Origin of the sequence: Bacillus sp. FSL M7-0791 (assembly GCF_038627085.1) — a bacterium.
GTDB classification, from domain to species: domain Bacteria; phylum Bacillota; class Bacilli; order Bacillales; family Bacillaceae; genus Bacillus; species Bacillus safensis.
Window position 1 is genome coordinate 66,676 of sequence record NZ_CP152022.1, and the last position, 13,037, is coordinate 79,712.

13 protein-coding genes and 2 tRNA genes are annotated in these 13,037 nt (G+C 42.4%); all 15 read left to right on the plus strand.

The features are described from left to right. Nucleotides 1-113 precede the first annotated feature (113 nt). The 15 genes from spoVT to hpt all read left to right on the plus strand — a co-directional run bounded on the left by spoVT (nt 114) and on the right by hpt (nt 12,959). Entirely contained in the window at nt 114-650 is a 537-nt protein-coding gene (gene spoVT / locus MHI08_RS00350; protein ID WP_024427194.1) for a stage V sporulation protein T, read from the plus strand. Between the two features lie 190 nt (nt 651-840). Further along, entirely contained in the window at nt 841-2,445 is a 1,605-nt protein-coding gene (locus MHI08_RS00355) for a polysaccharide biosynthesis protein (protein ID WP_056768429.1), read from the plus strand. After that, on the plus strand, nt 2,435-3,919 hold the full coding sequence (gene mazG / locus MHI08_RS00360) for a nucleoside triphosphate pyrophosphohydrolase (protein WP_056768428.1): 1,485 nt from the start codon (nt 2,435-2,437) through the stop codon (nt 3,917-3,919). The genes MHI08_RS00355 and mazG overlap by 11 nt, the downstream gene beginning before the upstream one ends. Further along, a complete protein-coding gene (locus MHI08_RS00365) occupies nt 3,916-4,176 on the plus strand; it encodes an RNA-binding S4 domain-containing protein (protein ID WP_008341839.1) in 261 nt (86 codons plus the stop codon). Before mazG ends, MHI08_RS00365 begins: the two co-directional genes overlap by 4 nt. A gap of 73 nt (nt 4,177-4,249) precedes the next feature. Beyond that, complete coding sequence (gene yabP, locus MHI08_RS00370; RefSeq protein ID WP_024425646.1) at nt 4,250-4,558, plus strand: sporulation protein YabP; 309 nt, start codon at nt 4,250-4,252, stop codon at nt 4,556-4,558. After that, entirely contained in the window at nt 4,555-5,193 is a 639-nt protein-coding gene (gene yabQ / locus MHI08_RS00375; protein WP_041105727.1) for a spore cortex biosynthesis protein YabQ, read from the plus strand. The genes yabP and yabQ overlap by 4 nt, the downstream gene beginning before the upstream one ends. Before the next feature lie 18 nt (nt 5,194-5,211). After that, nucleotides 5,212-5,586: a septum formation initiator family protein gene (locus MHI08_RS00380; RefSeq protein WP_003217952.1), complete on the plus strand. Its 375-nt coding sequence runs from the start codon at nt 5,212-5,214 to the stop codon at nt 5,584-5,586. 82 nt (nt 5,587-5,668) lie between these two features. Further along, entirely contained in the window at nt 5,669-6,064 is a 396-nt protein-coding gene (locus MHI08_RS00385) for a S1 domain-containing RNA-binding protein (protein ID WP_008357409.1), read from the plus strand. A 177-nt stretch (nt 6,065-6,241) separates the two neighbouring features. Further along, nucleotides 6,242-6,315: transfer RNA gene (locus MHI08_RS00390), tRNA-Met, on the plus strand. 25 nt (nt 6,316-6,340) lie between these two features. Continuing rightward, a tRNA-Glu gene (locus tag MHI08_RS00395) sits at nt 6,341-6,412 on the plus strand. A 203-nt stretch (nt 6,413-6,615) separates the two neighbouring features. Beyond that, entirely contained in the window at nt 6,616-9,099 is a 2,484-nt protein-coding gene (gene spoIIE / locus MHI08_RS00400) for a stage II sporulation protein E (RefSeq protein WP_024425648.1), read from the plus strand. Nucleotides 9,100-9,175: 76 nt separating this feature from the next. After that, nucleotides 9,176-9,913, plus strand: coding sequence for a VWA domain-containing protein (locus MHI08_RS00405; protein WP_034325063.1), 738 nt, complete (start codon nt 9,176-9,178; stop codon nt 9,911-9,913). Beyond that, entirely contained in the window at nt 9,897-10,904 is a 1,008-nt protein-coding gene (locus tag MHI08_RS00410; RefSeq protein ID WP_342500181.1) for a protein kinase family protein, read from the plus strand. Before MHI08_RS00405 ends, MHI08_RS00410 begins: the two co-directional genes overlap by 17 nt. A 96-nt stretch (nt 10,905-11,000) precedes the next feature. After that, entirely contained in the window at nt 11,001-12,404 is a 1,404-nt protein-coding gene (tilS, locus tag MHI08_RS00415; protein WP_041105731.1) for a tRNA lysidine(34) synthetase TilS, read from the plus strand. Nucleotides 12,405-12,419: 15 nt separating this feature from the next. Further along, entirely contained in the window at nt 12,420-12,959 is a 540-nt protein-coding gene (gene hpt / locus MHI08_RS00420) for a hypoxanthine phosphoribosyltransferase (protein ID WP_008357399.1), read from the plus strand. Nucleotides 12,960-13,037 lie beyond the last annotated feature (78 nt).

Sequence of the window (13,037 nt, forward strand, 5' to 3'; positions counted from 1 at the left end):
ACGTTTGATGTGACGGATACTAAACTCAGGGTCAAGTGGTGAATGTTGCATAAAGTGGACGCTTTTGTTCCATTCACCCAACACATCATCAAACGAAAGAGAGGCAGCAGTGAATGAAAGCAACTGGAATTGTACGCCGCATCGATGATTTAGGTAGAGTGGTTATTCCGAAGGAGATTCGCAGAACATTGCGCATCCGGGAAGGAGATCCGCTTGAGATTTTCGTCGACCGCGATGGAGAAGTAATTTTGAAGAAGTATTCGCCGATTAGTGAGCTAGGAGACTTTGCGAAGGAATATGCTGATGCATTATTCGACAGTCTGGGTCATTCCATCCTGATCTGTGATCGAGATACGTATATTGCTGTATCCGGCAGTTCGAAAAAAGAGTACTTGAACAAATCCATCAGTGATTTACTTGAACGAACAATGGATCAGCGTAATTCTGTGTTAGAAGAAAATAAAAAAGAAATTCAACTTGTCGATGGTATTGATGATGACGTATCTGCTTATACCATTGCACCTATTGTTGCGAACGGAGATCCGATTGGCGCCGTCGTCTTATTTTCTAAAGAGCGTTCAATGGGAGAAGTGGAGCATAAAGCGGCAGAAACGGCAGCTGGCTTCTTAGCCCGTCAAATGGAACATTAGGTCTAATAACTCTATATCATCTTGATAAAATGAAAGAATGCCGATGAAATCATTTGATTTTGTCGGTTTTTTATATGGGATGAAACAAAACGAGACATGTGCCGTCTACTCCTTAGAAAGAAACGCCTTTTCTTTCACGTATGATATAATGAGTGCGTTTAACTGTAGATCTATTTTAAAGGAGTCATCCATGAAAAATGCTGTGAATCAGCCGCACTGGCTTTTCCAGGGTGCGGTGATTTTGACCATCGCAGGCTTGTTATCAAAGGTACTAAGTGCCGTTTACCGTGTCCCATTTCAAAACATCGTAGGGGACACAGGGTTTTATATTTATCAGCAGGTATATCCATTCCTTGGCATTGCCATCATGCTTGGCACAACAGGTTTTCCTGTCATGGTGTCCAAGCTTTTGAGTGAGCATGGGGAAGAGAATCGACGGATCATTACAAGGGTATCCTTGGTCTATATCACTTTACTGAGCCTGGTCTTATTTCTTTGTCTTTACATAGGAGCAGGCACAATTGCGAGCCTTATGGCAGACAGTCAATTAATTCTGCTCATCCAGATGAGTGCTTTTGTGTTTCTATTTCTGCCGCTCACCGTGATGCTGAGGGGCGTTTTTCAGAGTGACGGTCTGATGCTTCCAACAGCTGTTTCTCAGTTGGTTGAGCAGCTCATCAGGGTAGGTGTCCTGCTTGTTTTATCCTTCTATTTCGTGAGGCACGGCTATTCGCTTTATGAAACAGGGGCGGGTGCGGTGTTCTCTTCTATCGCAGGAAGTGCGGCCTCGCTCATTTTGCTTCTTTTCCTTTGGCTGACCTATCGAAAGCAGTCTGCTGCAAGTATGTCAGGCAAACAGGCGACACTTCGAAAAAAAGATGTTATGAAGAGTTTGGTGCTGTATACATTGACGATTTGTGTCAGCGGTTTGCTCATTTTATGGATGCAAATGATTGATGCTTTTCATCTGTATGCGTTGCTGCGCAGCGAGGGTCTCAGTGAAGCGGCGGCAAAGGCGGCGAAAGGTGTATATGACCGAGGCCAGCCTTTCTTACAGCTCGGAACGGTGTTTGCCATCAGCATCGGTACCTCTCTTGTACCATTTTTATCGGCTGCCATGAGGAATGGAGAGCATGAAACGATACGGCAAAAAGTTCGGTCATCGGTTAAGACCACGTCGGTATTAGGGATTGGGTCAGCGGTTGGACTGATTTGTATTTTAGCACCAGTCAATACAATGCTTTTTCGTAATGACTTAGGCACCGATGCCTTGCAAATATTCTGTATATCGATCGCCTTTACGTCGATTGCTATTACGCAGGCGGCTTTACTGCAAGGGCTCGGGCATACTGTGTACCCTGCTGTTGTGGTGGTCCTCAGCGTGCTGGTGAAATGGATTCTAACAATTGAGTTTGTACCGTTATTTGGCATCCACGGTGCCGCGTGGTCAACTGTATGTGGTTTTCTCACAGCAGCCGTGCTCAATGCCGTTTATTTAAAGCATAAAGGATGGATTTCATTGAGAGAGCTGTTCCCGGTGAAAATTCTTTTATCAGCCGCCTTCATGGCTGTTGTCTTAATGGGATATCAGGCTCTGTTTTCATGGGTGCTCCCCTTTGAAAAACGTCCGTTTTCCGTTTTAGAGAGCCTGACATCAGTTTTTATTGGTGGTTTCGCCTTTTTATATAGTATTCTTAAGCTAGAAGTATTTACGGACGAGGAATGGAGACTCATTCCATTAGGAAAAAAGATTTTATATTTTAAACAGATGAGAGGGAATCAAAATGGCAGGTAAGATTACCGTCGTCGGTCTCGGGGCAGGCGACATGGATCAGCTGACGCTCGGTGTATTTAAGCAGCTGAAGCAGGCGAAAGAAGTATTTATGAGAACGCAGGATCATCCGCTTACCGCAGAGTTAATGCAGGAGGTCCCAGCTCTCACCTTTTTTGATGAAATTTATGAAAAGCACGATCAGTTTGATCATGTGTATCAGGAAATTACCGAAATATTATTTGCAGAGGCAGCGGAAAAAGACATTGTGTACGCAGTACCTGGTCATCCATTTGTAGCAGAAAAGACCGTACAGCTGCTCGTCGCCGGGCAGAAAGAGCGCGGGATTGAGGTGTCTTTCGCTGGTGGACAAAGCTTTCTAGATGCGACATTCAACTCCTTGCAGATTGACCCCATCGAGGGATTACAATTCGTTGATGCAGGGGATATGAGAGCGGATGATCTAAAATTAACCCAGCACGTCCTGATTTGTCAGGTATATGATCAGATGACAGCTTCGAATGTGAAACTCACGCTGATGGAAAAGCTCCCTGACGATTATGAAGTTTATATTGTGACAGCAGCTGGAAGCAGTCAGGAACAGATTACTGCCGTTCCTTTATTTGAACTTGATCGAGATGTGTCGATAAATAACTTAACGAGTGTTTATGTTCCTCCGATTCAAGATGAACAGCTGCTTTATCAACAATTTGACACCTTCCGTGACGTCATACGTACATTAAGAGGTCCGGGCGGCTGTCCATGGGATCAAAAACAAACAAATGAATCACTCAAACCATATTTAATTGAAGAATGCTATGAACTGCTTGAAGCGATAGATGAAGATGACCCAGATCATATGGTGGAAGAGCTCGGCGATGTGCTGCTGCAGGTGCTGCTTCACGCTCAAATTGGCGAAGATGACGGTTATTTCTCAATCGATGACGTCATTCAGCATGTCACAGAAAAAATGATTCGGCGCCACCCCCATGTGTTTGGTGACACGAATGTTTCTGAGGCAGCAGATGTGGTGGCCAACTGGGAAAAAATCAAACAGCAGGAGAAGCCAGAGCGGACCGGTTCTATTTTGCAATCGATTCCGGCGACACTTCCAGCACTAACAAAGGCATATAAGCTCCAAAAGAAAGCTGCCAAAGTAGGCTTTGATTGGACAGATGTTCAAGACATTTGGAACAAATACGAAGAAGAAAAGCAGGAATTTCTCGTTGAAGTGGCAGAGAAGACGGACGAAGGTGCAACGAAGCAGATGAAAGATGAATTTGGAGATCTTTTGTTTGTTCTCGTCAATATTGGCAGGTTCTATCACCTAGAGCCTGAAACGGCACTCGCTTCTGCCAACACAAAATTCATACGGCGCTTTCAGCATATCGAACAAAAAGCAAAGGACATGGGCCGTTCATTAGATGACTTAACGCTAGAGGAAATGGACGATCTATGGAACGATGCGAAACGCATAGAAAGAGGTGAACACACATGAGACTAGATAAATTTTTAAAAGTGTCCCGTTTAATTAAAAGAAGAACATTGGCAAAAGAAGTAGCTGATCAAGGCAGGATATCTATTAACGGAACACAGGCGAAAGCAAGCTCTGACGTGAAAGAAGGAGATGAGCTGCAAATCCGCTTTGGTCAAAAACTAGTGACTGTTCAAGTCAACGAGTTAAAGGACACGACGAAAAAAGAAGAAGCGGCTGGCATGTATACTGTGCTAAAAGAAGAAAAAACAGCAGAATAGGGCTTGTTCTAAATGACCCTCTTATCACATACAATGCAGTAACATGCAAGTATGAGATATGGGGGATGTATAGATGAATCAATATTATAATCAACCTCAAGGCACGAAGCTGTCATCAGACGCGGAGCACAATGTCACAATGCGAAACAGAAAGCATTTAGATATTACTGGTGTCAAACAAGTGGAAAGCTTTGATAGTGAGGAATTTCTGCTGGAGACGGTCATGGGGATTCTCGCCATCCGCGGAGAAAATCTGCAAATGAAAAACCTAGACGTCGAAAAGGGCGTTGTGTCGATCAAAGGGCGTGTTTTTGATTTAATCTATGTTGATGAGCAGCACGGGGAGAAAGCTAAAGGATTTTTTAGCAAGCTGTTTAAATGACGCTGACAGTCCAGTTTTATACGATGCTTTCCATGGCGGCGATGGGCATCTGGCTGGGCGCATCGCTTGATACGTACAAGCTGTTTGTGAACCGGGAAAAAACAGCAAAATGGCTTTTGGTTATCCACGATCTCCTTTTTTGGATGGTACAGGGTCTCTTATTCTTTTACGTCCTGCTGCTGACAAATGAGGGAGAATTCAGGCTTTATATTTTTCTAGCTGTTGCTCTAGGTTTCTCGATGTATCAGGCATTGATGAAACATTTGTATCTCAAGATTCTCAAGTTTATCATGATGTGTGTATATCAGACTGTTCTCTTCCTAAAAAGGCTGGTCATGTCGGTTGTCTTCCAGCCGATCCGCTGGATGATCACATTGATTATAAGTGCTATTCTGTTCTTGCTCCACTCGCTCTTACGTCTTGTTCGTTTTACGTTTCGGCTCGTGTGGAAGGTGCTGTCGATTGTTTGTTATCCGCTCATCTGGTTACTCAATGTGACCATTATTCATCGGATTCCCGAAAAATGGCGAACATCAATGAGATTGTTTTTCTCAAAAGGAGCAGGAATTTTACAAGGGGCCAAGAAATTATCTGGTACCATCAAAACGAAATGGAAACAATTCTGGACAAAGTAAGAGAGGAGGCCTTCAATTTTGAACAAGAGAAAAAGAAATATCGCACAAATTCAAAATGATTACCAAAAACAAATGGAACAGCAAGCGCAGCGCTTAAAACGCAAACGTCGCGGACTCCTTAGAAGGCTTACCGTGTTTGGTGTAATCGTGCTCATGTTTGCTGTCTTGGTGACAAGTGCCCTCTGGTCGCAATCGTCTTCACTAAAGGAAAAAGAAGAGAAGAAGGTTGCGCTCGAAAAAGAGTTGAAGCAATTACAAACAAAGCAGGAAGATATTTCTGATGAAATTAAGAAGCTGAAAAGCAAGGAATACGTACTCGAACTGGCACGACGGGACTATTATATGTCCAAAAAAGGCGAAAAAATCTTTGATGTGGGCAATAAGAGCGATTAGCCTTGTTGACACTTAAAATTCAGTTTATGTATAATTGAACAAATGAGATTTTTTTATAAGTCTAAGGAGGAGCACTTTTTTTATGTCGATTGAAGTTGGCAGCAAGTTACAAGGGAAAGTTACGGGCATTACAAATTTTGGAGCTTTTGTGGAGTTGCCAGGCGGTTCAACTGGTCTCGTTCATATCAGTGAGGTAGCCGATAACTATGTAAAAGATATTAATGAGCATTTAAAAGTCGGTGAACAAGTTGAAGTGAAAGTGATTAACGTTGAAAAAGACGGTAAAATCGGCTTGTCCATTAAAAAAGCAAAAGATCGTCCTCAACAACAATCAAGACCAAGCAGAAATGATTTCCGTCCGAAGGAATCGTTTGAACAAAAAATGAACAAATTCTTAAAAGATAGCGAAGATCGCTTAACATCTTTAAAACGTAACACGGAATCAAAACGTGGGGGGCGCGGAGCAAGAAGAGGTTAACTTGTTGCTGCTTTCTATATATTTTCACAACAAAGCATCTGCTGTTCAGCAGGTGCTTTTTTTCATGATCCATCCGACATTTTTTGAGATTTCGTCATTTAATTTAAAACTTTCTATTGACGGACAAGCGAATCCTTTGTATTATAGTTCTTGTGCTTCTTAGCGCATTTTCATTATGGCGGTGTAGCTCAGCTGGCTAGAGCGTACGGTTCATACCCGTGAGGTCGGGGGTTCGATCCCCTCCGCCGCTATCCTTTTAACTAGAACATAAAGCAAGGCCCGTTGGTCAAGCGGTTAAGACACCGCCCTTTCACGGCGGTAACACGGGTTCGAATCCCGTACGGGTCATCTTCGAAACAGCTTTCTATAGGAAAGCTGTTTTTTTGTGCCTTCGTAAAATTCTGATGAAAGACATCGACTTTCATGAAAGTATGCCTCTTTGACGAATAAAGCGTCGAACGTTTTATGGAAACGACAACTTCTTTTGACAAAATTTCTTTTTCACCTTCGCTATAATGACAAGCAACGAATATCAGGTGGGGGATGAGAAGATGGAAAAACTAGAAAGAAGAACTGATTTAACAGGAGCGGGGTTTGAAAGAATCAGTGCTGGATTAAAAAAGATGAAAAACCTGTTTCTGCATCACACGCATTCTCTTTTTTTCTATAAAGGGTTTATTTATGTTGTTCTAGGCTTTTTATTAGGACGAGCCTTTATATTATCTGAAATTATGCCATTTGCTCTGCCTTTCTTTGGCTCCATGCTACTTATTAAAAGAGATAAGGCGATGCTTGCTTGTCTAGCATTACTCGCTGGGGCGATGACAATATCACCTCAAAATGCATTGTTTGTGTTTGCGTCGCTGCTCATGTTTCTCCTTATGTCAAAGGTCGTTTCTTTCATCATCAAAGACCCAGTGAAAACATTACCGGTTGTCATTGTTCTCTCAATGCTGATCACCCGAGGAGCGTTTGTTTACCTAGAGCAAGGTGCTGTGCAAAGCTATGATTACGTCATGGCGGGTGTCGAAGCAGGACTTGCCTTCATTTTGACTCTGATTTTTCTTCAAAGCCTGCCGATTTTTACAGTCAGGAAAATTAAACACTCTTTAAAGGTCGAAGAAATTATTTGTTTTATGATTTTAATTGCCTCAGTTTTAACTGGTCTTGCTGGGATCACATTTCAAGGAATGCAGGCAGAGCATATTTTGTCACGTTATGTAGTGCTGACGTTTGCCTTTATTGGCGGAGCCAGTATTGGTTGTACGGTCGGTGTTGTGACAGGATTAATTCTCGGTCTCGCTAACATCGGAAACCTTTATCAGATGAGTCTTCTTGCCTTTTCAGGCTTATTAGGCGGATTGCTGAAAGAAGGGAAGAAAGCAGGAGCGGCCATCGGCTTAATTGTGGGTTCCTTACTCATTTCACTGTACGGGGAAGGGTCAGCAGGTCTCATGACCACACTGTATGAATCACTTATAGCGGTTGCGCTCTTTTTGCTCACGCCGCAATCAGTCACTTCCAAGGTAGCGAAATACATTCCTGGTACGGTAGAGCATGTACAAGAGCAGCAGCAATATGCTCGGAAGGTACGAGACGTGACAGCAAAAAAGGTAGATCAGTTCTCTCATGTATTTCATGCGCTGTCTGAGAGTTTTGCGACATTTTACGAATCCATTCCTGAAGAGAAGAAGCAGGAAGAGGATGTAGATCTTTTTTTAAGTACGATCACAGAACGATCCTGTCAAACGTGCTATAAGAAAAATAAATGCTGGGTGCAGAACTTTGATACAACCTATGAACTAATGAAACAAGTTATGCATGAATCTGATGAAAAAACGTATGAGCATAACCGAAAATTGAAAAAGAAATTTAGTCAGCACTGCTCAAAATCAAAACATGTTGAGGAATTGATCGAAGAGGAGATCGCATACTATAAAGCCAACCAGACACTGAAGAAAAAAGTCCAAGACAGCAGACGTCTTGTGGCTGAACAGCTGATGGGGGTCTCGCAAGTAATGGAGGATTTTTCCCGGGAAATAAAACGAGAAAGAGAGCAGCATTTTATTCAGGAAGAGCAGATGATCGAAGCGCTTCAGCACTTTGGTATTGAAATTCAGCAAGTAGAAATCTATAGCTTGGAGCAGGGAAATGTGGATATTGAAATGAGAATACCATATTGCCAAGGGCATGGGGAATGTGAAAAAATCATTGCTCCAATGCTTTCGGATATTTTAGAAGAACAGATTTTAGTCAAAGCAGAACAGTGTGCAGAGCATCCAACAGGCTATTGCCACGTTGTATTTGGCTCTGCTAAATCATACCGAGTGGCTACAGGCGTGGCACATGCAGCAAAAGGCGGAGGACTGGTATCTGGAGACAGCTACAGCATGATGGAGCTTGGAGCAGGCAAGTATGCCGCAGCTATTAGTGATGGAATGGGCAACGGAGCACGTGCTCATTTTGAAAGCAATGAAACGATTAAGCTGTTAGAAAAAATATTGGCGTCAGGTATCAATGAAAAAGTGGCGATTAAAACCATTAATAGTATTTTATCTTTACGAACGACGGACGAGATCTATTCCACATTGGATTTATCGATCATTGATTTACAGGATGCGAGCTGTAAGTTCCTCAAGATTGGTTCAACACCCAGCTTTATTAAACGGGGTGATCAGGTGATGAAGGTACAAGCAAGCAACTTGCCAATCGGTATTATTGATGAATTCGAAGTCGAGGTTGTGAGTGAACAGATGAAGGCAGGAGACCTATTGATTATGATGAGTGACGGTATTTTTGAGGGGCCAAAGCATATTGAAAATCATGATCTGTGGGTGAAACGGAAAATGAAAAGCTTTAAAACAGAAGATCCCCAAGAAATTGCTGATTTATTAATGGAAGAGGTTATTCGAACAAGAGCAGGCCAAATTGATGACGATATGACGGTTGTTGTCATCAGGCTCGACCACAACACACCAAAATGGGCTTCCATTCCGACCGGTACATTTTATCTTGAGAAACAAGAGATTTCTTAAAATATCGTATAATATGAATTTCTTCTGGCGATGATGGGGATATAAGCATTCAGTTACAATCCCAGGAGGAATGAAGATGCGAAAAGGTCACGTCAACCAAATCTTATTGATTACAGATGGCTGCTCAAATCACGGGGAAGATCCGCTTGCGATTGCCTCATTGGCAAAGGAACAAGGGATTACAGTCAATGTCATTGGCATTATGGAAGAAAACAGACACGATCATGAAGCGATGAAGGAAGTAGAGGGGATTGCTCTCGCAGGGGGAGGCATCCATCAAGTTGTCTACGTCCAGCAGTTATCTCAAACAGTACAAATGGTCACGAAAAAAGCAATGACACAAACGTTACAAGGTGTTGTGAATAAAGAATTGCAGCAAATACTCGGCAAAGACACTGAAATTGAAGAGCTTCCACCTGATAAGCGCGGGGAAGTAATGGAGGTTGTCGATGAGTTAGGAGAAACGGTTCACCTTCAAGTACTCGTGCTTGTTGATACAAGTGCAAGTATGAAACCGAAGCTGCCAACCGTCAAAGAAGCACTTATCGACCTTTCCATCAGTTTAAATTCAAGAATTGGAGAAAATCAGTTTGGGATGTGTGTATTTCCCGGGAAAAACTCAGATGCTGAAATTGTGTTGAATTGGACGCCTCGATTCGATTCATTATCATCTATTTTCCCAAAACTGACCACTGGAGGCATCACCCCAACGGGACCAGCGCTTCGGGAAGCACTTCAGCATTTCAAATCAGTTCGTTCACGCAAAGGGCTGCTTGAAGCAAAGGAAGAGCATGATGATGAATTCGGATTCTAACATCCCGTTAGGCACGGTGATTCAAGGGAAATGGCACCACCATCATTACCGTATTGTAAAAGAGCTTGGAAAAGGGGCGAACGGTGTTGTCTATCTGGCCGAATCGCCACATGGGCAAGCGGCCCTTAAAGTGAGTGATGACAGTATGCTCATTGCATCTGAAGTCAATGTATTAAAATCCTTTTCAAAGGCTCCTGTGAAAACCATGGGGCCTTCTTTTTATGATATGGATGATGCGATTTATCCAGGTATGCCTCAAAAACGCTCCTTTTATGTGATGGAATATGTCAGAGGTCCATTATTGCTTGAATTTGTGAAACAAAAGGGTGATGAGTGGATCGTTGTTTTGATGATTCAGCTTTTATCCAGTCTGGCTCATTTACATCAGGAAGGATGGATTTTTGGTGACTTAAAGCCGGATAATCTCATTGTTTCTGGTCCCCCGGCAACGATTCGGTGCATTGATGTGGGAGGAACGACGAAAGCAGGCAGGGCAATTAAGGAGTATACCGAGTTTTTTGATCGAGGCTATTGGGGGTTTGGCACAAGAAAAGCTGAACCATCGTATGATTTATTTGCCCTGACCATGGTGATGGTCAACTGTGCGTATAAGAAAGAATTCAAAAAAGGAGCAGAACCAGAAAAGCAGCTTTATCGAGCCATTGAAGGACATCCTTTATTAAAGCGATATGAAAGGGTGTTAAAGGCTGCTCTACAAGGTAAATATCAATCAGCAGCAGACATGAAAAGCGCGATGCTGAAAGAAGGACAGCTGATTGCAACAAGAAAAACGCGCCAAAAGAAGCAGCAGCAAAAAAACGCGCCAAAACCCGCTATTAATCAAAATCAACAAGTGGCTACACGATCGCGGGCTGCAGCAGCAAAAAGAACGTCAGCACGCAAAAAATCAGGCGGTCTTTTTGAAACCATTCTTATCGTGTGCAGTGTACTCGCTCTTTACTGTGCATATGTGGTTTTGTTCCTGTTGTAGAGCTGTAAAAAAGCAGGCTTCTTCTTTGCTTGGAGCTACTGAAAGTGATAGGATATGTATATCTTTAAATTACCTGCTCTTTGTGAGGAGGAAGTTGTGAATAGAATTGAATCTTTTTTGAAAAAGCATGATGTTTACCTTGAAAATACGACAGTCATTGTCGGGGTTTCCGGCGGACCGGATTCCATGCTCTTACTGCATGAACTTAACAAGCGCCGCAAAGGTTCCTATCAGCTGATTGCAGCCCATGTAGATCACATGTTCAGAGGAGAAGAGTCCTTTGCTGATTTGGCATTTGTTGAGGCTTACTGTAAGGAGCACGAGATCCCTTTTGAATCGTCCCGCATACAGGTCACCCAATATGCAAAAGAAAACCGCTTAAACAAACAGGCAGCTGCAAGGGAGTGCAGATATGCTTTCTTTCGTCAATTGATGGAGCAATACAACGCTCAATTTATAGCGCTTGCACATCATGGAGACGACCAAGTAGAAACAATGTTGATGAGACTTGCGAGAGGGACTGTTGGTATAGGACTCGCGGGTATCCAAGCAAAACGTCCTTTTCAAAATGGGTGGCTGATTCGACCGCTCATTGGATACTCTAAGGACGACGTACTAAAAGCTTGTGAAAAAGAACATGTCCCCTATGTCATTGATCAAAGCAATCATACGGATGACTACTTGAGAAACCGGGTAAGAAGACACATTCTTCCCGTGTTAAAAGAAGAGGCACCTCATGTACATGAAAGCTTTCAGTTTGTAAGTGACATGCTGACTGAGGATGAGCAATACTTGCAGGCTTTAACAAAGGAACAAATGAACCAAGTGATAACGAGTCAATCGCCTAAGCAAATTGAGATCAAAACGAAGCCTTTGCTTGACCTGCCTTTGCCTTTACAAAGAAGAGGCATTCAACTAATATTAAACTATCTTTATGAAAACACTCAATCAGCGTTTTCAAACCAGCATATTCTAGGGACTTTAGACTGGTTATCTCATACCGATCAACCGTCTGGATCATTAGATTTGCCAAAAGGTTTACAAGCTGTCAAGTCTTATGATCACTGTATGTTTACCTTTGAACGATCGCATGTATTAGACCAGTCTTATGCTCTTCACTTAAAGGTTGAGCTCGGAGAAGAGCTTTTTCTCCCAAATGGACAGTCTATCGCCGTATCAAATCATGTTCCGAAGGATGCACGGAACGGAAACCATTTTTTCTTGCTTCAAAAAGATCATGTTCGTCTCCCTTTGATCATTCGCTCACGAAAAAATGGTGATCGAATCAAACTTAAAGGGATGAATGGATCAAAAAAGGTGAAGGATATATTTATTGATAAAAAAGTGCCTCTTGCAGAAAGAGACAGCTGGCCGATCGTCACTGACTCGGATCATCAAATCATCTGGATCCCAGGTCTGAAAAAATCCGTTTTTGAAGAAATTGATATGACAAACAGCGATCTCATTGTATTACAATATAGACAGCACGAAAATTTGTAGGGGGCAAGCAAAAGCATGAAACAAGATATTGAAAAGATTTTGATCTCAGAAGAAGAGATCCAGCAAAAAGTGAAGGAACTGGGTGCAACATTAACCAGTGATTATGATGGTAAATTTCCCCTGGCTATTGGTGTTTTGAAAGGGGCTCTTCCATTCATGGCAGACCTGATCAAACACATTGATACATATTTAGAACTTGATTTTATGGATGTATCTAGCTACGGAAAGTCTACCGTATCTTCTGGAGAAGTAAAGATCATTAAGGATCTAGATACTTCTGTTGAAGGAAGAGATATTTTGATTATGGAAGATATCATCGACAGTGGGTTAACTTTGAGCTATCTGGTAGAGCTTTTCCGATACCGTAAAGCAAATTCCATTAAAATTGTGACATTGCTTGATAAACCAAGCGGCCGCAAAGCAGACATCAAAGCAGATTATGTTGGATTTGAAGTGCCAGATGCATTTGTTGTCGGCTATGGATTGGATTTTGCTGAACGTTACCGAAACCTCCCGTATATTGGAGTGTTAAAACCATCTGTTTACGAAGGCTAATCAGCATACGTATACATGAGGTTATTGGTTGTGTTGGAATGATTTTCTATGATACTATTGAACATAGTTGTGCTTACT